General features: G+C 42.1%; 15 protein-coding genes. 4 read left to right on the top strand and 11 right to left on the bottom strand.

Annotated elements, in window-relative coordinates:
- Nucleotides 1-18: 18 nt before the first annotated feature.
- Both IGI49_RS14465 and IGI49_RS14460 read left to right on the top strand, forming a co-directional pair.
- Nucleotides 19-819, top strand: coding sequence for a Cof-type HAD-IIB family hydrolase (locus IGI49_RS14465; protein ID WP_429962259.1), 801 nt, complete (start codon nucleotides 19-21; stop codon nucleotides 817-819).
- A 20-nt stretch (nucleotides 820-839) separates the two neighbouring features.
- Complete coding sequence (locus tag IGI49_RS14460) at nucleotides 840-1,784, top strand: LacI family DNA-binding transcriptional regulator (protein ID WP_429962258.1); 945 nt, start codon at nucleotides 840-842, stop codon at nucleotides 1,782-1,784.
- 56 nt (nucleotides 1,785-1,840) lie between these two features.
- Here IGI49_RS14460 and IGI49_RS14455 read toward each other — a convergent pair whose 3' ends face one another.
- The 10 genes from IGI49_RS14455 to IGI49_RS14410 all read right to left on the bottom strand — a co-directional run bounded on the left by IGI49_RS14455 (nucleotide 1,841) and on the right by IGI49_RS14410 (nucleotide 13,156).
- Nucleotides 1,841-2,335, bottom strand: a complete 495-nt coding sequence (locus IGI49_RS14455; RefSeq protein WP_429962257.1) for a macro domain-containing protein — start codon at nucleotides 2,333-2,335, stop codon at nucleotides 1,841-1,843.
- 132 nt (nucleotides 2,336-2,467) lie between these two features.
- A complete protein-coding gene (locus IGI49_RS14450) occupies nucleotides 2,468-3,451 on the bottom strand; it encodes an ADP-ribosylglycohydrolase family protein (protein ID WP_429962256.1) in 984 nt (327 codons plus the stop codon).
- Nucleotides 3,452-5,380, bottom strand: a complete 1,929-nt coding sequence (locus IGI49_RS14445) for a beta-glucoside-specific PTS transporter subunit IIABC (RefSeq protein WP_429962255.1) — start codon at nucleotides 5,378-5,380, stop codon at nucleotides 3,452-3,454.
- A gap of 109 nt (nucleotides 5,381-5,489) precedes the next feature.
- Nucleotides 5,490-6,320, bottom strand: coding sequence for a PRD domain-containing protein (locus IGI49_RS14440; RefSeq protein ID WP_429962254.1), 831 nt, complete (start codon nucleotides 6,318-6,320; stop codon nucleotides 5,490-5,492).
- A gap of 151 nt (nucleotides 6,321-6,471) precedes the next feature.
- Complete coding sequence (locus tag IGI49_RS14435) at nucleotides 6,472-7,674, bottom strand: M20 family metallopeptidase (protein ID WP_429962253.1); 1,203 nt, start codon at nucleotides 7,672-7,674, stop codon at nucleotides 6,472-6,474.
- Nucleotides 7,675-7,690: 16 nt separating this feature from the next.
- On the bottom strand, nucleotides 7,691-8,506 hold the full coding sequence (locus IGI49_RS14430; RefSeq protein WP_207703277.1) for a PTS system mannose/fructose/sorbose family transporter subunit IID: 816 nt from the start codon (nucleotides 8,504-8,506) through the stop codon (nucleotides 7,691-7,693).
- Nucleotides 8,507-8,515: 9 nt separating this feature from the next.
- Nucleotides 8,516-9,277 carry a PTS mannose/fructose/sorbose/N-acetylgalactosamine transporter subunit IIC gene (locus tag IGI49_RS14425; protein WP_207703278.1) on the bottom strand — a complete coding sequence of 254 codons (762 nt, stop codon included), beginning with the start codon at nucleotides 9,275-9,277 and terminating at the stop codon, nucleotides 8,516-8,518.
- A gap of 15 nt (nucleotides 9,278-9,292) precedes the next feature.
- Nucleotides 9,293-9,781, bottom strand: coding sequence for a PTS system mannose/fructose/N-acetylgalactosamine-transporter subunit IIB (locus IGI49_RS14420; protein ID WP_207703279.1), 489 nt, complete (start codon nucleotides 9,779-9,781; stop codon nucleotides 9,293-9,295).
- A 28-nt stretch (nucleotides 9,782-9,809) separates the two neighbouring features.
- On the bottom strand, nucleotides 9,810-10,211 hold the full coding sequence (locus IGI49_RS14415) for a PTS sugar transporter subunit IIA (protein WP_429962252.1): 402 nt from the start codon (nucleotides 10,209-10,211) through the stop codon (nucleotides 9,810-9,812).
- A gap of 125 nt (nucleotides 10,212-10,336) precedes the next feature.
- Nucleotides 10,337-13,156 (bottom strand): sigma 54-interacting transcriptional regulator, encoded by a 2,820-nt coding sequence (locus tag IGI49_RS14410; RefSeq protein ID WP_429962251.1) that lies wholly within the window; start codon nucleotides 13,154-13,156, stop codon nucleotides 10,337-10,339.
- Between the two features lie 483 nt (nucleotides 13,157-13,639).
- Between IGI49_RS14410 and IGI49_RS14405 the strand changes: the two genes are divergently transcribed.
- Together IGI49_RS14405 and IGI49_RS14400 are read left to right on the top strand one after the other, a co-directional pair.
- Entirely contained in the window at nucleotides 13,640-15,949 is a 2,310-nt protein-coding gene (locus IGI49_RS14405; protein ID WP_429962250.1) for a MucBP domain-containing protein, read from the top strand.
- Between the two features lie 137 nt (nucleotides 15,950-16,086).
- Complete coding sequence (locus IGI49_RS14400; RefSeq protein WP_429962249.1) at nucleotides 16,087-17,520, top strand: helix-turn-helix domain-containing protein; 1,434 nt, start codon at nucleotides 16,087-16,089, stop codon at nucleotides 17,518-17,520.
- On the opposite strand, the gene IGI49_RS14395 is transcribed toward IGI49_RS14400, so the two are convergent.
- Nucleotides 17,521-20,076 (bottom strand): HAD-IC family P-type ATPase, encoded by a 2,556-nt coding sequence (locus IGI49_RS14395; RefSeq protein ID WP_429962248.1) that lies wholly within the window; start codon nucleotides 20,074-20,076, stop codon nucleotides 17,521-17,523.
- Nucleotides 20,077-20,184: the final 108 nt, after the last annotated feature.

Raw genomic sequence — 20,184 nt, 5'->3', positions numbered from 1 at the left:
TAAAAAGGAGTTGGAAAAATGGGGATTAAAATGATTGCTGTAGATATGGATGGAACATTTCTAGATGATCAAAAGAAATACAACCAGGAACGATTTCAGCAGCTGTTCCACCAAATGCAGGAAAAAGGTATAAAATTTGTTGTTGCCAGTGGAAATCAATATGACCAATTGAAAAGCTTCTTTCCTGACAACCATAAAGAAATGTCCTTCGTTGCTGAGAATGGCGCGAATATTATTTTAGAGGGGGAGCACTTTTATAATGCCCGCTTAGATACAGAAGTTGTGTTAAATGCACTAGCGAAAATCGAAACCTTGGACCCAACCGCTGTCGTTCTATGCGGCCGAAATAGTGCGTATGTGTCCGAGCAATTGCCGGAGGATCGCTTTGAAGGTGTACAATTTTATTATCCTAGTATTAAGCGTTTGGAACGTTTTGAAGATATCAGAGCTGAACAGGATGAAATCTTCAAATTCGCACTATCCTTCCCTAACATCAATATTCCCGGGAAAGTAGCGGCCTTAACGACTCTCTTAGAGGGAGACTTGGTCCCTGTTTCCAGCGGTCACGGCGATATTGATTTGATTATTCCCGGTGTTCACAAAGCCTATGGACTATCAAAGCTGTGCACGGCGTGGAATATTTCTCCTGCCGAACTAGCGGCCTTCGGAGACAGTGGAAATGATATCGAAATGTTGGAATATGCCAACTTCAGCTTCGCGGTGGAAAATGCACAGCCTGCAGTCAAAGAAGCTGCCGACAAAATTATTGGAACAAACAATCAGGAGAGTGTGCTTGATATGATTGAAGCACTGCTATAAAAAAGGGGTGCGACTGAATAGTGAATATTCGTGATATTGCTAGGATGGCAAATGTTTCACTGTCCACGGTCTCAAGAGTTATTAACGAGGAACAATATGTGTCTGATGAAAAAAGAAAATTGGTTCAAGAGGTCATCAAAAAAACCGGCTATACCAAAAACGGCAATGCCGTAAAATTGAGTACCGGTAAAAGTGGCGTAATCGGCGTACAAATTCCTTATAATAATTCCTGTTATGACCACTTAATCGATAGTGTTTTACTGGCAACCAAAGAAAAAGGCTATCAAGTGCAATTGCTGCCTACCTATTATGAACAAGAAACCGAGAACTACTACTATTCCATGCTGGAGCAAAAATTATTTGATGGTTTAATCCTGACTTCACGAACGCCGCATCCGATTAATTGGAGCCGACTGATGGCGAAGGGCAAGCTAGTTTCGACTGAGAAGTTAGATGATACAGAACTGCCCATGATCTATGCGGACCGGGAACAAGCCTATGACCAGCTATTCTCACAGTTACGCGCTAAGAAAATTCAAGACGTTGTATTTGTGACGAAAAGAAGTGCTGATCAAAGTATCACCACTCAAAATAAAATTAAGGCTTTTGAACGATATTTCGGCCCAGCAGTCGAAGGAGAAAACTATTTTGTAGGAATTGATGACTATGAGAGTGGTTATTCATGGGCAAAGGAGCATGCAGCTAAAGGAATCATTCCTACCTATCTTTACACCAACGGAGACACTACTGCAGCCGGAATTCTATCAGCCTTTCAGGAGTCCGGCTTCGTGCATAAAAAGGACTTTTATTTGGTTGGTGAAGGCAATTCATCCTATAGTAAACTGCTAAATTTCTCTACCATCGATTTTTCTTCTAAGGAAATTGGTCAGGCCTGCGTAGATTTTCTTTTATCCAATCAGCAGCAGGTTTGCTGCAGAAAAGAAGCGCGATTTATTCTTAGATAAGAGAAAGCATCTTATGATTGATTTTTTTCTTCAATCATAGGATGCTTTCTTACTAGCTATTCCATTAACTGCTCAAAAATCGGCAGCCAGCTTTCCCGAATCACGACAATATTCACCTGCAGGTCTTCGTTTTCCTCGCGGGAAGCTACCTCATAAAGAATTCGTGCTGCTTCCTCTTTGGGATAATGATAAACACCCGCACTGATTATCGGAGTTGCCAGAGAATGAATTCCCTTCTCATGAGCAAGGGCAAAAACAGCTTCATAAGCTGCGTACAACTGGTCTTCCTCTCCATGCTCGCCATCTCTGTAGATTGGGCCAACCGCATGTATGACGTATTCGGCATTCAGCTTGTAGGCTGGAGTAATCACAGCTGTCCCTGTAGGCGTTCCGCCGATCTGAGTCATCGCCTTACCCAGCTCTGGACCTGCTGCACGATTGATTGCACCATCTACTCCACCACCGGGAATCAGCTGAGCATTTGCCGCATTTACGATTGCATCCACATGGAAATCTAGTTTGGTAATGTCTCCCAGGATAAGTTGAATCATGAGCTTATCTCCTTTCAATAACTGCCTTGTTTTTTCTTTTATAATACTCGCATTAGTAGTTAATTGCCATTGGTTTAGTCAATGAAAAAGCGGTCCGCAGCTCACTCGTGCGGACCGCTATAAAGTGGTTTTCTACCTAACAAACGGCAAAAGCTCGTCAGTCAGCTGTTCAAAATCCAGCTCATTAACCTCTTCGATTTGACGGATCATTTCTTTCGGCAAATCTGGCTGCATACCGCCGCAAATTGCAGCACTGATAGCGCCAATGGTATCCGTATCCCAGCCGACTGAAGCACTTAATTGTGCTGCCTTCAGTGGATTACCAGCTGCTAACTCAACGATTGCAAAAGTGCTGGGGATCGTCTCGATCGTTTCCATTCCGGTCCCAATTTCTTCGTACAAGCGTTGCAGAATGATCGATTCATCGGATTCTTCTTGCAGAATTTTTCGAGCCTGCTTCATGCGGAAGGCCAGGGAAGCGGCTGGAAAATCATGACCATACTCTTTGGCAGCATCGATTGCGGCAAAAGCAAGCTGCCAAATTGCTTCGATCGATTGACCGCCACGAACAGTATAGCTTACTGCGGCCGCGACAGCACTGGCACCTGCAATAGCAATTTTTGTGTTGTGGGTTGGCAGGCAGATTTCAGCAACATTTTTTATCAGCTCGGGAAGCTTGCGGTAATCACTGATTAAGCCGATGGGGGCAATCTTCATAGAGGCGCCATTGGTTGTACCAGTTACTCCCGTTTCTTCAATAGGCACCCCCTGAGCAATTTTGTCCAGAGCCTTCAAGGTCGACGGTCCGGAAACAAAAGCTGAGACAGGTGAGTTATCATTCCATTCCCGTAATTCTGCCACATAGTCGGCCACCTGAATGCGGCCTTTGTTCTTCTTAATCATCGATAGAATCATCAGGACATTGATGGTGTCATCCGTGATTGCTCCAGCTGCCAGTTTGCGGCCAAAGACATCATTTTCGTTGGAGGCAACCAGCTCTGTTACACCCTTAGGAAATTGTTGGCGGATTTTTTGCTGTGACCAGCACTCGGTGGGCATGCCCAATGCATCTCCTAAAGCACCGCCGGCTAATACGCCCCATATTTTTTCTCGCATTTAATTTACCTCCGCTAAGTTGTTGAATTCCGTTTGATTGTTAAAAGGAATCACCGTCAAAATTTTCTCTCCAGCTTTGATGTTGCCAGCCTGTTCACTCATTACATCTAAAAACTGATCGGTATTCGTTACAGCAATCAGCGATTCTACCGAATAACCAGCTGCTTTGATTTTTTCTAAATCTACCTCAAGAATTTTTTCACCTTGAACGACGGTTTGGCCCTTCTTCACTAGTGGTTTAAAGCCTTCCCCTTCCAATTCGACGGTATCAATTCCAATATGAATTAAGATTTCGATTCCCGTATCGCTGACAATTCCGATTGCGTGTCCGCTGGGAAAAACAGTTTCGATCGTACCAGTTACCGGTGAGATGATTTCGCCATTTTTCGGCACAATTACGATGCCATTGCCTAAGGCTTTTGAAGCAAACGTTTCGTCAGCGGAGCTTTCGATAGGTTTTAATTCACCAGTGACCGGAGCCACAATTACTTCCGTTTTTACTAATTCCTTCTTCGGCTCATCCACCACATCATCTTCTTTTTTAAAGGTCATGTAGGTTAACATAAAGGCCACTACTGAGGTCGCAATCGTTGCGATAATTGCCATAATCAAGCCATTCATGCTGCCAGTTTCAGGATTGATAAAGGCTGCAAAGCCTAAAATACCAAAGGACATAGCATACATTTTCGTAGCGGAAAAAGCCATAATCAAGGAGCCTACTGCCCCACCGATCATTGAAAAGGCAAAGCGTTTCTTCACTGGCAGACTGAATCCATAAATGGCCGGCTCAATAATACAAAACAGACCCGATACCATCGCTGGGATTGCTAAGGCTTTTTGATCCTTCGAGCGTGTTCGCAGGAACACTGCCAGCACCACAGCTGTTTGCGCAAAGTTGGCAGTAAAGGACATTGGGAAAATGTAGTCCACTCCTGATTGTGCCAGGTTGGTAATCCCAATCGCTGAAATTGGCCAGTGCAAACCGAAGATGACTAACGGTTGATACAGTAATGCAACGACCAAGGAAGTCACGATTGGTGAGATGTCATACAAGCCTGACACTCCAGCACTGATTAACGAGCTAAGTACATTGGTAATTGGTCCAACAATTAAAATTGCTAAAGGAACGGTAATTAAAATCGTCAAAAAAGAATTCACATTATGAGCAATTACAGCGGGCACAACCTTCTTTAACCATTTTTCCACCTTTGAACCAACATAGACGATAAAGATAATCGGAATGACGGTATATTGATAGCCAGTAGCCGGGAACAGAATCGGAATACCAAAAAAGGTATTGTAAACCGGTGTTTGGAACAACGTACCCTTAAACAACGTATACAAAACATTGCCATCCGATAAGCCGGTCATCAATTCTGGAATAATCAATGTCGCCCCCAGCATCATACCGACAAAGGGATTCATTTTGAACGCCTTGGCACTGGTATAGCCTAAGGTAACTGGTAAAAAGTAGAACACTGCTTGCCCCATCGCATGCAGAATGATGTAGGCACCATCGGTTACAGACAACACCTGAGTAGCCGTCAGCAAAGCCAAAATCCCCTGCAGCAAACCAGAAGCAGTCAAAATGCCCAGAACCGGTGTGATCACTTTGGTAATCGTATCAACTAAAGTACTAAGCATCCCTTTCTTTTCTTCTGCCACCGCAGCTGTTGCATTGCCATTCAAATTCTCCTGAACCACCTGAAAAACTTCTGCTACATGCGTTCCAATGACGACTTGGAAACGTCCGCTGGCAAATTGCGCACTCATCACATCCGGTGATTGAACAATTTCTTCCTTTTTGACCAGCGAATCATCCTTCAAGGTAAAACGCAGTCGAGTCATACAGTGCGTCACACTTAGTACGTTATCCTTACCTCCTACATTTTTCAAAATGAACGTTACCAGCTCTTGATACTTTTCCATCCTGTCTCTTCCTTTCTTTTTTTGGGGTATCAAAAAAGGCAACACTCAAACAAGAGACGCTGTACATCTCTTGCTTGGGTGTTGCCTGCTTTATCAGTTACAATCCCGTTTATTTAATTAGCCGTTGGACATGTAGAATTAAATACATTTCTTCCTCCGGGTAAATCTGACAATGTAATTTGTCCTGCAGATAGCTCTTAATAATCCCGACGCTCTCTGTAGCCTTCGGATAAAACTGTACCACCTGATCGAACATCTCGGGTACCGCTTCTCGTCTTGGTTCATTTATTATGACACGTTGGATGAAGAATTTCAAGTGGGTCACAAAGCGAATATAATTCAAAGAATCCATATCCAGCTGAATGCCCAAGCAATCCTCCACGATCAAAACAATTTTTTGCAGCGTCTCAGCCGTCAATAAAGTCTGAGTCGTATCATTCCCTAATCCACCGTTGATAAAGTGCAGCGCAATAAAACCAACCTCGTCTTCATTCAGCTCAATGCCTTCATAATAAGCAATGGTTTCCAGTGCCTGCAATCCCGCTGCGTACTCCTTCGGATAAAATTTCTTGATCTCCAGCAGCAGTGCATTGCGAATGGTCTCCCCCTTACGGAAGCGATTAACCGCATAATTAATGTGATCCGCCAAACCGATGTAGGTATTGCCGTCGAAATTCTTCTTCAATTCAACTTCAGCATTCTTGATAATCACCGTAACCATCTCTAATCGGTTCACCGGAACCTCTTCAATTAGCTGAACAAAGCGATCCGTCACATTCGGAGAATCCACCACAAAGGTCTTTTCAATCTTTTCCTTTTGGACGGTTTCACCCACCTTTTTCCGAAAAGCAATTCCTCGTCCAATTAGAATACGTTCTAACCCTTTGGTATCAATTACCAACACGACATTGTTGTTAAAAATCTTTTTTATTCTAAGCAACTCACATCACCATCCCCAGGTCACGCTTTCATAGGTTATGCTACAGGTTATTTTATTTTTGTCAAGAAAGCGGGAGATACCTAAACGGATGTGTACTCTTTTTTTGAATAGGATGAATCAAGCTGGAACGTGTTCGCAAAGCAGTCTCACTTTAGAATTCCGGTGATTGCTGCCGTTCTCTCAGTTCCGCCCAAGCATCCTCAATCAGCTGCGAATCTAACAGGCAGTCAATGGCACAATAAGCCAACAGCTTGCTTGAAAAAATGCCCACATATTCAGAGCGTTTGGAGATAGCCAGTTGTTTGAACTGTTCCGTATGGTTGGAAATTTTTTCCTCGGTTAATAAAGAAATATATGGATTCAATCCAGGAACAATCCGCTGAACATTGCCAAAGTCTGTGGCACCATTATCAGCTGGTGCTCCAGCCATCACTGGTTCACCTAGCAGAGCCATATTTTGCTTGCCGACTTTTTCGAGAACGTCATTGTCTATTCTTCCTAAATAACCGGGCATTTCATTAATGCTGCAGGTGCAGCCAGTAGCAATGGCCGCTCCCTCCGCACAGCGCTTAATTTTTTCAACAGCGTTTGTCAGTGCCAAGGAACCAAAGCTGGTAATCAAACATTTTGCAGTTGTTTGCTCAGGAATCAAGCATTCTGAGATTCCACCCTCCTGCAGAAAGTAGCTGACTCCGATTTCTTTTGGCAGCTGCTGCCGTACTAACCCAATCGCGTTAAAAAATAGGGTCATGGCATCTAGTGCATTAATTCCGTCCTCGGGATGAGCTTCCGCATGGGCTGTTTTCCCTGTGAAGGTGACGTCCAATTCAAATTCAGACTTACACTTACCGGCAATTCTTGAAACCCCAGAGGTCGGATGCATTAACAAGGCAATGGCGACATCATCAAACACGCCATGGGCAATGTGGATGATTTTTCCTCCACCAGATTCTTCAGCTGGGCAGCCCACCAAGCGCAGGGTTCCTTCAAGCTCGTGCTTTTCCATTACTTCTTTTACTGCTAGTGCAGAGCCGATTGAGGAGACCGCAATTAAGTTGTGCCCACAGGCATGTCCAATCGGCAATGCATCATATTCGCCACAAATCGCAATGACTGGATCCTTCACACCCGTTGGACAGCACTCTGCAACAAAGGAAGTTTCCATCTCCGAAACACCTTTTTCGATCTTACTAAAGCCATGCTTTGCCAAAAAATCCGTTAATACCTTTTGTGCCTTGAATTCTGTAAAAGCTAGTTCAGGATTCTCGTGAATGTAACGGCTAATCGCTAACAGCTCTTCCTCCGCCTGATCAATAACCTGCTCGGCTTCTTTCTTGATTGTTACAGCCTCCATCGCTTTCTCTCCCTTTTTATAAGATGTTGAAATAGGATCCGATTAGTGAAAAAATCAGAATTGCGACCACAATCGCAATGTAATTGTCTTTTTTCTTCAAATAGAAATATACTGAAAAAATTGCCAGTAAAGGCAGCAAGCCTGGAACAATCTCATCTAAAACGTTTTGGATCACAATCGGATCCGTATTCTTCACCTTGATTTCAGTAATGATCTCAAAGGTGATATAGCTTGCTGACAAAGCACCCATCATAAATAATCCCATAGCTGAAGAAGCATCAATCAGTTGATTAATCAGTCCATCCTTCAACACTTTATTAATTGATTTTGTTCCCAAGTTGTAGCCTAAGCTGAATAGACGGTTACAGATCAGGTAGCCGGCAATTGGGAATAAGAAAACAATTACCCCACTTAACACATTTCCTTGAAGCGCCAAGGTTAAAGCCATTGAAAGAACTACCGTTTTCAACGTACCCCAAATCAGAGTATCGCCAATTCCAGCAATCGGTCCCATTAAACCAGTCTTCAAGCTGGTAATGGTTTCACTAGGAATAGTCACACCGTTGGCCTTTTGTTCCTCCATTGAGATAATTACGCCTAAAATCATTCCGCCAAACGTCGCTTCTGTATTGAAAAATTGCAGATGCCGTTCGATTGCCTCCACCTGTTCATCTCTTTCCGGATATAATTTTTCAATGCAATAGCTGATACTAGAAGCAAAAGGCACTGCCTGCATACGTTCATAGTTGCTGCCCAGCTCCGCAAAGGTATAGTAGCGGAAAAAGCTTTTATTCAAATCTTGTTTAGTCAGTTTAATTTCTTTTTTATCCATGTTGTCCTCCTAAGATTCATTCGCCACCGTTTCGTTTTTGTTGGTATTTAAGAAAATGAAAATTGCGACACACGCACCAAAGATAGACGCACCCATTGCATTCAGTTCAAAGTACTGTACCAAAAAGAAAGCAATGAAAAATAATGGCATATATTTACGTTTCATAATAACGGAAATAGCAATTGCAAACCCTAAGGCCGGCAAAATCCCCCCAGCGACTTCCATCCCATGCATAACCCATTCTGGAATGGCTGTAATAATTTTTCCAATGATCGTTGGTCCAGTTGCTACAGCCAGCAGCACAATCGGGAAGGAGAGCAAAAAGGCGACGGCTACCGGGAAAATCAGTTGATATTTTCGAACCATTTGTGCTGGATTTTTCTCAATCATGTCATCCAGCTTGTGAATACCAAAAATATTGATGGTTTTCTTCACTTCATACAACAAACCGCCGATAACTCCAAAAGGAATACCAATGGCCACAGCAGCACCAGGCTCTAGTCCATTTTGAATCGCGATAGGGATCGCAATCAGTGCCGCCAATCCGCCATCTGCAGGTACAATGCCCCCTGGATAAATCATACCGATATACATCAGCTGGATTTGCGCCCCAATCAGCAATCCTTTGCTGGTATCTCCCATGATAAAACCTACAATAATTCCAGAAAGAATCGGTGTTGTAATAATTTCTGAGAAGGTGTAGCCTAATTCTGAAAATGCTAAAAATTGTAAAGTTGCACAAACTAAGGCAACGAAAATAATCTTATCCATCACTCATCCTCCTGTTTAACTGTAGAATTTTTCTAAGGCTTTTTCTAACGACATCGTTGGCTCTGAAGGCAAGACATTCAGATAGATAACCAGCTCTCTTTTCTTTAATTCTTCTAAAACAGCGACATCCTCCTTGCTAAAGGAAATGCCTGGTAAGATGGTCGTACCTCCTCGTTTGCCCCCTAATCCGCCAATTTGAATTTCTTTTAGTGGAAATCCTAGCTTCGCTAACTCCAAGGCTGTCCCAACATCCTTTAGCAGCAGCAATACATTTCCCTCACCCAGTGTCCCATCCGCTTGTTTTTGACAGATTTCGTTTACCCCATAAATATCGACCTTGATGCCAGCTGGTGCAGCCATTTCATAAACCTCGGCTAAAAAATCATTGCTAGCCAGCTCGTCATTTACAATAATGATTCGATTAATCATCATTTGCTTTACCCATTTAGTAACGACTTGTCCATGTATTAAGCGGTAATCCATTCTAATTAGCTTGATATCCATTTCAACTTTCCCCCTTTTTAACAGCTTCCTACCTTCTCAACAGCTTTTCCTGCAGTACACAAAAATTTTGTTCATAATTTGTTTTACAGATCGCCGAAAGCTCCGCTTCCTCCATTCCTTGTCCTCGAGCCTCCAATAATGTAATCAACAATGGAATATTTGCACCGGTAAATCCTATACAGCCATACTTTTTGATTAAAACACTAGAAACATTTGCAGGTGTCCCACCATACAAATCCGCTAAAAAAATGACTGGCCCGTCTACCTCCTTTAATTGCTGTTCAATTGTATCCAGATAGTCTTCCGGAGCCACCTCCTTCAATAAAGGGAACGTTTTTATCTTTTCGATTTTTCCATAAATCATCTCTGTACTTTCTACAATTGCTTCACATAACCGTCCATGACTGACGACGAAAATCCAACTATTCAACTCGTTCGCTCCTTTCCTCTCTCTACTTTTATATAAGCAAGCGCTGTGCCAAAAAAGAAAAGGCTTTTCCCCTTTAGGAAAAGCCTTTTCTAAAACACACTAGTTATATCGCTTCTTTTTCTGTGTTAATCTGTGTCAAAAATTCCCATGATCAAACGAACCTCGGCTTCGGGAATCTGAAGCGGAAAAGCGTCTTCAATCAGCTGCAATGCTTGCTTTACTCGGTGGAACAGCTCTGAGCTTAATTCTTCTGAAGACGTTGCTTCAGCAAAGGAGAAGGGCTCATTCAAAATCAACCGTTCAATCATACAGCTTGTATGCAAAATGAAATTAATTTTTTTGTGACTTTCCAGCTCAGCCGGCACGAGATCCTTCAGCAGTTCAAAGACACTGCATAGTACATCATAGGCCTTTTGCGGGTCTAAAAAATCCAGATAATCCGTTAAGAAATCGCGAACCATATAATTGGGAAGCTCTCTCTTGGGTTCCGAAACATGCGATTTATTTACAATGGCTTCCAGCCTTGAGAAGCCATTGCCGATAATCAATTCATCTACCGGAATATACGGTACAGCTGGTAAAGCCAAATCAACCGTCCCCACTACTGCCAGCACTTCACTTGAGTATTCCGTTTCATATTCCTCAGCCTTGATTCGATTATCGTGAGAAATCACTTGAATCCCCAGATAATTATTCTTCAACAAATAGTCTTCAATGATTTTGCAGATCCGCTTTGCGGTGCCCACTCCACTGATACAAGTAGTTACAATTTTGGTTCTTTTCTCATGGAAAAGCTCCTCTTCTGTTTCGCTGCCAACAGATTCGCCAACGAAGGGAAGAAAGCGACTAACACTATTTTTTAGTGCTGCTACATCTACTGGATTAACTGCACTTTTTCTGGCTGCTTCTAAAATTAACGGTGTGCCATAAATCTCAATACACTTTGTCGGAATACTGGTCGCTCGGGTAATCATCTTAGGAAAAGCCAGCAAGGAGCCCATGTCCGCAAAAATCAAAATTCCCTTACCTTCATTGATCTCCTTAGCTTTACTAACCACCTTTTCAAAAAATGATTTAACCGATTCGTTTAGATCCATGTCCATTCCATGAACATAATCAATGTTCAGCAGCTGATTAACCGTCTGTGCCATGTATTTGGCCGTTCCATTCCCATGACATAAAATCAAAATCGCGACTTTTCCATTGAGTCGTTTTTCTTCATAATCACTTGCTAGAAAAGCTGTCAAAAAAATCATTTCCTCTTCGGGAATTTTGACCGACAAATACTCCTCCAGCATTTCCTTGACCATCGTCGCAGTTGCATAGATTTGAGGGTCTTGACTTAAAATTTCTCGCAATTCAGCAGGAGCCGTGTCCAAGCTGGTACCGTTAGACACACGCTCTAACAATGAACTAATGTGCAGTGTTAGCGAGACATAGACTTTGCGATCAAATTCCTTGGCTAACCGATTTTCTGCTGCTTTTAGGGCATGGTATACTGCGTGATAAATTTTTTTACTAACCAATTTATATAATTCATCATTGCCAATATCGATTTCATTCAACTGGTATTTCTCATTTAAAAATTCCGCATAATCGTCAATAAACAACGTAATCTCTTCGATTGTTCGCTGCCGATCCTTTTTCTTATCCTCACTTTTCAGATATAGATTTTTCATCTGTTGATACAAATGCTGATTGACAGAGTAGTCTTGAAGCTTATTCCTGCTATTTTTACCTGAAAAAATAAAATAATCCGAGGAATGATCACGAAAAATCGCATGCAGCGGCTCCCGATAATCCTTGTGATCAAGTGTACCTTCTTGAATATATTGGGGAATGTCAGAAAACTCTACTTCCAAATGTTTTCTGTCTTGAATGGAATAGTCTAGATAAGCACGAGCACACATTAGCTGAATATCAGCCTTCAGCTGGCCAACATTGCCCTTTGCTTCATATAATAAAAGTCCTTGAATAACATCCTTTGCTACATAGATGTCCTTTTCTAAAACCTTCGATTCAGAATTAAAAAACGCTTTGATTAATTGGAACTTTTCTTTGATTGACCGCTCCTTTAATGCAGGAAGATGGATCGAGAGGGGAATTCGTCGTAAAAATGTTCGAAGCAGCGTAGACTCGGTGTCCTCAGTCGTTGCACAAATAATCCTGACTGCGGCCTTAATTGGAGGGCTGGTATCGCCTAACCGATTATAAACACCCTTATCCAGCAGCGTGAAAAGAATTTCTTGTCCCTGCGGCGGTAAGCGATGTACCTCATCTAAAAACAAAACTCCGCCGCTTGCTTTATCGATAATTCCCGCTTTATCCTCCTGTGCTCCAGTATATGCTCCTTTGACATAACCAAACAATTGACCCAGTAGCAGCTGAGGATTATCTGAATATTCAGCACAGTTGAAGGTAACAAATGAGGCCTTTCTGTTAATCATTTTATGCTCAACTGCGTATGTATAGGTGGCCTCTGCAAAGCTGGATTTCCCCGATCCACTAGGTCCTGACAACAAAATATGTAGCCCGTTTGGCGGATAAATAATCCCAGCCTGTGCTTGCTTTATCGGTAAAGAGAGACTGCGATCATTGCCAATCATCCGAGAAAAGGTCATGTATTTTTTTTCAAGTTCTGATTCAGTCTGTGTCGAGACCGTTAAATTTAAACTGCTCAGCTGGTGATCAATAACTTGATCCTCTCCATACAATGCTTGCAATTGTTTCACGGTAAAATAGCGCACGGGTCGTCCTTTGATTTTGATTACCGTTTTCTCACTGACTAAGCTATTCAAATCACGACTCGTATTACTCCGATCAACCGAGGCTTGTTCCGCAATCTCTGTTGTTTCATAGCCGGAAAAACCCTGTTCGATGTCAGTTAGGGTCACAGTCTCACACATTTTAGATAAAGTAAAAAATATTTTATTCTTCCTATTCATTTTATTCCCCTCCCCTTCTATTTATTTTACATAACATTGAATCGTTTAGCTATAGACGCAGGTGACTTTAGCTAAACCTTCTTTTTGAACACTTAACAGATCTTTGGCTTACTGACTATCATGACAACCATCCGATTCATTTTTATAAATAGACGCGCTTTTCATTATTGAAAAAAATTTGTTCACTCAAATGAACGTTCTTGAGTATGGCCCACGAAAGATTTTCTTCTCCGTTTGGAAACACCCAAAGTTGTTTTTAACGCATTTTGTTATTTCTTTGTTATTTTCAACATTATTTTCTGTTGCCTTCACGGAAAAAAGCTGTTAAAATAAACTCCGGCTATTCTCATAATATACTCATAAAATTATTTGCTTTATTTAATAGCCAAAATAAACTATCCCCATAGGACTGACTTCACTAGAACAGGTACTGAATTATTGGTAGTTTGTGTAGTCTGGATTATTCAAAAGGAGAAGATACAAATGAAGTGTATATTTATAAAGAGGAAATACCTTATTATCACGATTTTTCTACTTGCTTTAAGCTTAATAAACACCCTCTCAGCACATGCAGATGGATGGAAATACTATTATATTGGTGATACTGAGCTTTCCACTGGATCAAACCAGCGCAGAAATGGCTGGCATACAGCTCTATATGAGTTTGATACTGTCCAGGTATTTGCTTATTTGAATAATCCTAAGAAAACAGCAATTACCAATCCACAACCTGGAGAAGACTATCCGCTGATTGCCTTTACCTTTGCTGGAGCCGGTTATACCCCCATGGAGGCTGACTTCAGCTATACTACGAGTAAAGATATAATGCTCGACAATTCTTTGATCGGTCATGTGTACACAACCTATTCCAACCTCGGCTTTACACAGATAGCTAAATTTGATAGTCCCAACGCAGAGTTAGTACAAACTTACGAAAACATCACTATCGAGTCAAATGTTTCTTACTACCTGCAATTTGGAAGCGTAGATCTAACTAAAAGACCGCAAATAACTGTACTAAGGACTGCCACCCTAAATGGTCACGAATATACTTTGTATAACGCTGGTACTCCTTATCTTCATTCAGATCTATCTACCTACGATATGACTGGTTATGTGCTTGGCGGTCCAATCACATGGCCTAGCGACGGTATGTACGGTCTTACCAGAGTGACCGAACCCGGCATTCCTAATAATGGTGTTTATATTAAAGACTCTGCTGTGATTAGCAGTAAAAAGACAAAAGCACCCGCAGGTCCGGTTACTGTACGTTATCTTGATGAAAATCAACAACCCATCCATGACGAAAAAAAAGTTTATGGCCTAGTTGGAAATCCTTACGATGCTTCAACTGATGAATACAAATTAACGATTGACAGGTATTCTTTAGATGAGAGCAAGCTGCCTGCAAATGCCTTAGGAACATTCACTTCCAACGGACAAATTGTTACCTATAATTATACAAAAAATAAGGCTGCAGCTAAGGATGTCACTATTCGTTATGTCGATCAGGAAGGGAATCAAATTCATGATCCGCAAACAATCAGCGGTTTCGTTGGGGACAGCTACGATGCTTCCGGCGATGTATACAAATTAGCTATCGATGGGTACACACTGGACGAGACTAAGCTGCCAGAGAATATCAGCGGAGCCCTCTCCGACCAAGATCAAACTGTTACCTTTGTCTACGCTAAAAACCAAGTGAAGGCTAAAGATGTCACTGTTCGTTATGTCGATCAACAAGGTAAGCAACTTCACGATCCACAAACAATCAGCGGTTTTGTCGGGGACAGCTACGATGCTTCCAGCGATGAATATAAATTAGCTATTGATGGGTATGCATTGGATGAAACTAAGCTGCCAGAGAACATTAACGGAGTCCTTTCCGACCAAGATCAGACTGTTACCTTTGTCTACACTAAAAATCAAGTGAAGGCTAAAGATGTCACTGTTCGTTATGTCGATCAACAAGGTAAGCAACTTCACGATCCACAAACAATCAGCGGTTTTGTCGGCAATAGCTATGATGCTTCTTCTGAGAAATACAAATTAGCCATCAGCGGTTATTCACTGGATGAGAAAAAACTACCACAAAATATCAAGGGTACTTTCTCTGATAAAGAGCAATCTGTCACCTTTGTCTACGCTAAAAACCAAGCAAAAGCTAAAGATATCACTGTTCATTACGTCGATTCAAAAGGCAAACAAATTCACGATCCACAAACGATCAGTGGTTCTATCGGAGATAGCTATGATGCTTCTGTGGACAAGTACAAATTAGCCATTACCGGTTATTCATTAGATGAGAAAAAACTGCCACAAAATATCAAAGGATTCTTTTCGGATAAAGAACAGTCCGTTACCTTTGTCTACAAAAAAATAGATGATCCAGTTCCAGCTAAAAAAGGGACTGTAATTGCTCAATATATCGATGAAACAGGTACGCCACTCATTCCAGAGGAAGCTCAAAGTGGATCGCTAGGCGAAAAGTATACTACTAAAGCAAAAAGTATTGATGGTTACGAGCTAATCCAAAGCAAGCTTCCCGAAAATGCTGACGGCTTCTTTACTGAAAAGCCGATTACAGTCACTTACGTCTATGCCAAGCAGCAAAAACCAGTAATCACTGACAAAACTACCCACACTCCTACTGGTAAAGAAACACTGTCCACTTATTCAAATACACTGCTCCCAAAAACTGGTGAGAATAAATCCATTGTTCTTACTTTGTTAGGATTAGTAATTTTGATTTTTGCAGGTGTGTTTATTTATAGAAGAAAGAATAATCAGTAACTTAAAAAACAACCTAGCCCCCTCTTGGAAGATGGCTAGGTTGTTTTGGCCTTATCATAAATTGCACTAAACTATGTTGTTGAAAATTGACCCTTCTCCGGTTTATTCGTATTCTTATATCAGAAGGATGTGTTTTCATGTATTCATTACTGAAAAAAATTATCACTGAAAAAGATATCCACCGACAGGTTTCCTTATTGGAGCAGCTCCTCAATCATCCAAACATCACGGCAAAGGAGCTTTCTCAGAAAATCCATACAACCCAACGGACAATTTTCTCCGATCTGCAGCTTATTCGTGACCAGCTGCCGCCTGGCTGGCAAATTGATTCTAGCAGTCAAGGTATTCAGCTGATTAATGAGCAACAACAGCTGGCCAATGATTTATGGTCGTTATTTCTCCCGCAATCGGTCAGTGTTCAATTTATTAAGTCCTTATTTTTCACCAAAGAATTGGCTACAGCCAGATTCCTGCAGGAAAATGGTCTTTCACTGGAAACCTTAAAACGGCATACAGCAAAGATTAATCAGCATTTGAAGCCCTATCATATTCAAATCAAACTAACAGCTAAAACTGCTCAGCTGCTAGGCAATGAAAGTGCCATTCGCATCTTTTTCCATCGCCTGCTGACGCCCTTTACGCATAATAACTATTTCTTTGAAGACTATGCGATTCACGAAGAACACTATTCGCACTATTTGAAGCAGCTTACGCAGTCGCCCTTAGCGGTAGAAACCGAGCAAATTTTTGGCACCTGCTGGTTTTTTATTAACACCATTCGCATTAAAATTAATTGCCGAATGGACGATTTTACCTTCAATGAAAATGATCCTTTGTATCAGCTTTATCAGATGTCCCTGACTGAGTTGTATCAAAAAGAAGGGGTCTATTTAAAAGAAGAAGAAAGCTTTTTTGCCTTTTTCTGTTTCCTGGAAAGCTGGAATTACAACAATTCCTTTGGTGAAGCAATTGACTTGGCCCAGCATTATCCGACGTTAGCTGCTGTCGCTAATCAATTGACGGAACAGGTTGCCAACCAAACTCGAATTTCCCTGCAGCAATCACAGCTGGCGGAAAATCTTTTGCTGCTCTTGTTAAAATACAATGAATCCACCTGGCTGTCAGAACAATTCCAATTGGAATACCAGGAACTGCTGACAGAGCGAAAAGACGATGATCGCTACCGGAGTGACGAGGAGCTTTTGCCGATTCTTCAACCCGTCCTGCAGTTGGATAATCCGGTTTATTTACTAAACTTGATCTCGCTTCTGGAGCAGCAAGCCTTGTTTGCCCTTCAGCCACAAATTATGACCGTTTATTTTATTTTTCAAGGCGAACCAGCCTGGAAGGTTTTTCTCCAGCAGGAATTAACTGACCTGTTGGGCCGCCGGGTTCATTTGCAAAATCTTGAAGCCTTGCAGGTGCAGAATACTGCCTTCGAACCGCAGGATATCATTGTTTCCAATATTCCTTTGGAAGCTATGCCGGTGCCCGTTGTTTATATCTCGACGATTCCCACAAAAAATGAGCTGCGGCAATTAACCGAGCTCACTTTAGAACACTATCTATAATCAGCTAAGATCACTGGAGGTTTGGCTCTGACTGCGGATAATTCGTTTAGTCAGGCCTTTTTCCACTTCAACAATCAGGAACAGCAGCGCTGCATTGGCAAAAATAATTAACTGCTGTGTGCCGCTTAAAGTAGTCGTTCCAACCCACTGCTGCATAATTGGCAGAAATAATACGGCCGATTGCAGGACTGTTAAGATGCCCAATGAAATAAACAATGGCCGATTCTGGAACAAGCCTTTATTGATTGAAGGATTGGTCAATTCCCGACAATTAATCATGTAAACTGCTTGGGCCAACACAATATTTTGCAGGAGAATCGTCTGCTGTAATGCTTGCCCTTCAAATCGCATCGCCAAGAAGTAAGCTGGCAGCATGATCAACAGCGAAACATAAATAACTCTAAACAAGCTGTAACCAGTTAAGATTCCTTCACTGGCATCCCTTGGCGGCTGGTTCATACTATCCTTGGCCGCCTTTTCGAAGCCTAGAGCATAGGAAAGCGTAATAGTTGTGACCATGTTTACCCACAAAATTTGAATGGGAGTTAATGGCAAAGGCCGGTTCATCAATAGAGCAAAGATGACTATCAATCCCTGTGCTAAAGCTGTCGGCAGAAAGAAATTAATCGTTTTCTTCAGATTGTCAAAAATCTTCCGGCCTTCCTTGACGGCTTTAGCAATGGTATGGAAATTATCATCCGCTAAGACCATATCTGCCGCCTGCTTGCTGACCTCGCTGCCTTTAATGCCCATCGCAATACCAATATCGGCTTTCTTCAGCGCCGGCGCGTCATTCACACCGTCACCAGTCATTCCAACAACTTCACCGTTGTCCTGCAGAGCACTAACAATTCTTAGCTTGTGCTCTGGTGTTGTTCGAGCGAAGACATCCACCTTTTGAACCTTTTTTGCCAATTCCTTATCACTCAAAAGATCGATTTCAATTCCCTCTAAAACTGTATCGGTATGCTTCAATCCGATTTCTTTCCCAATGGCTTTAGCAGTATCCTTGTGATCTCCCGTAATCATCTTCACAGCAATACCAGCGGTTTGACATTCTTTTACTGCTTGAATTGCACTAGCTTTTGGCGGATCAATGATTCCGGCTAAGCCGGCAAAGCTTAGGTCCGTCAAGGCTTCATGCGTCAGTTCCTGTCTTTCTGACACCTGTTTAAAAGCAAAGCCCAAAACCCGTTGTCCTTGTTGCGCAAATTGCGAAGCCTTCTTCTGCCATTTTTGTCTTTCTTCTGTCGTTAAATTCGCCTTATCCAGTAAAACCTCCGGCGCTCCTTTGACAAACATCACTGCCTGATCACCTTCTGAATGAAGCGTCGCCATGTATTTATAGCTGGAACTAAAAGGAATTTTACTTTTAACTGTCTTCAATGCTTCTGTCTGATCTTGGTCTTCCACGTAATGTAGTAAAGCCAGCTCAGTCGGATTTCCTTTTAATTCTGCAACTGTTTGATTATCCGTCAGCTTTAGTTCTTGGCAATTATTCATGATTTCCACTACTCTTGCCTGCTCATGAGTGGCTACATTTACCACAGTCATTTCATTTTTAGTCAGGGTTCCAGTTTTATCTGAACAAATTACCGTCATAGAACCCAGTGTTTCTACGGATGGCATACTCTTGATAATCGCGTTTTCCTCAGACATTTCCTTAACACCCATCGACAAAATCATCGTCAATACGGCTGGTAATCCCTCAGGAATCATTGCCACAATCAATGCGATCATCGCCGAGAACATCAACTGCCACTCCATCCCATAACGGAAGGTGGTAAAAAACAGCAGGAAGATAATCAGCACAATAATGCCCCGAAAAATCTGCCGGTTCAATTGATGGATCTTCTTCACTAGCGGTGTCGTTTGCTGCTGAACGGACTGCAAGGCCTGATTGATTTTCCCAATCTCCGTCGCATCCCCCGTCTCAACCACAACCCCAAAAGCCGAACCCGTTTGAACCATGGTTCCTGAAAAAGCCATATTCTTCTGGTCCCCAGCAGGCACATCATCTGACAGCAGAGCTGTATTTTTCTCAGCCGCTTCTGACTCACCCGTTAAGATCGACTCTTCAATCAGCAAATCATGAACTTCAATCAAGCGAAGATCCGCCGGTACCACATCACCAGCCTTCAATGCCACAATATCTCCTTGAACCAGCTCCTCAGTTGCAACCGTCTGTTTGGTTCCATCAATCAGGACCACCGCTTCTTGGCCCATCATCTGCTTCAAGCCATCCAGCGATTCCTCCGCCTTACGCTCCTGCCAGTATCCGACAAAGCCATTCACGATAACCACTAGAAAAATAATTCCACCTTCGACATACTCACCAGTCACAAATTTCAATATTGCCGCTGCCAACAAGACCAGCATCAATAAATCTGTAAAATGCTTCAAAAACTTTTGCCACGGCTTCAGCTGCTGACGCTCCTGCATTTTGTTATAGCCATGTTCTTCCAGCCGCTGACTTCTTTCCTCTGGAGATAATCCAGCTGTCGTTGTATTTATCTGTTTCATGATGTCCGTACTTTTTACTTGATACCACTTCATGAGACATGCCCCCTCTTTTGTTGATAATCTAAGTATAGGGGCAATTGACGACTGATAATGGTCGATAATTTCAGACGACTGTGAAAAAAGTGGAGGTTTCTATCTCTT

It is taken from the genome of Enterococcus sp. AZ071, from assembly GCF_050499065.1.
GTDB lineage: Bacteria > Bacillota > Bacilli > Lactobacillales > Enterococcaceae > Enterococcus_A > Enterococcus_A ferrettii.
This window is presented reverse-complemented; position numbering and strand designations above follow the sequence as displayed.

What these genes read in the sequence shown, in the direction of transcription:
- IGI49_RS14465 (WP_429962259.1), top strand. Translation starts at nt 19, where the DNA reads ATGGGGATTAAAATGATTGCTGTAGATATGGATGGAACATTTCTAGAT.
- IGI49_RS14455 (WP_429962257.1), bottom strand. Translation starts at nt 2,335, where the DNA reads ATGATTCAACTTATCCTGGGAGACATTACCAAACTAGATTTCCATGTG.
- IGI49_RS14450 (WP_429962256.1), bottom strand. Translation starts at nt 3,451, where the DNA reads ATGCGAGAAAAAATATGGGGCGTATTAGCCGGCGGTGCTTTAGGAGAT.
- IGI49_RS14445 (WP_429962255.1), bottom strand. Translation starts at nt 5,380, where the DNA reads ATGGAAAAGTATCAAGAGCTGGTAACGTTCATTTTGAAAAATGTAGGA.
- IGI49_RS14435 (WP_429962253.1), bottom strand. Translation starts at nt 7,674, where the DNA reads ATGGAGGCTGTAACAATCAAGAAAGAAGCCGAGCAGGTTATTGATCAG.
- IGI49_RS14430 (WP_207703277.1), bottom strand. Translation starts at nt 8,506, where the DNA reads ATGGATAAAAAAGAAATTAAACTGACTAAACAAGATTTGAATAAAAGC.
- IGI49_RS14425 (WP_207703278.1), bottom strand. Translation starts at nt 9,277, where the DNA reads ATGGATAAGATTATTTTCGTTGCCTTAGTTTGTGCAACTTTACAATTT.
- IGI49_RS14420 (WP_207703279.1), bottom strand. Translation starts at nt 9,781, where the DNA reads ATGGATATCAAGCTAATTAGAATGGATTACCGCTTAATACATGGACAA.
- IGI49_RS14410 (WP_429962251.1), bottom strand. Translation starts at nt 13,156, where the DNA reads ATGAATAGGAAGAATAAAATATTTTTTACTTTATCTAAAATGTGTGAG.
- IGI49_RS14405 (WP_429962250.1), top strand. Translation starts at nt 13,640, where the DNA reads ATGAAGTGTATATTTATAAAGAGGAAATACCTTATTATCACGATTTTT.
- IGI49_RS14400 (WP_429962249.1), top strand. Translation starts at nt 16,087, where the DNA reads ATGTATTCATTACTGAAAAAAATTATCACTGAAAAAGATATCCACCGA.
- IGI49_RS14395 (WP_429962248.1), bottom strand. Translation starts at nt 20,076, where the DNA reads ATGAAGTGGTATCAAGTAAAAAGTACGGACATCATGAAACAGATAAAT.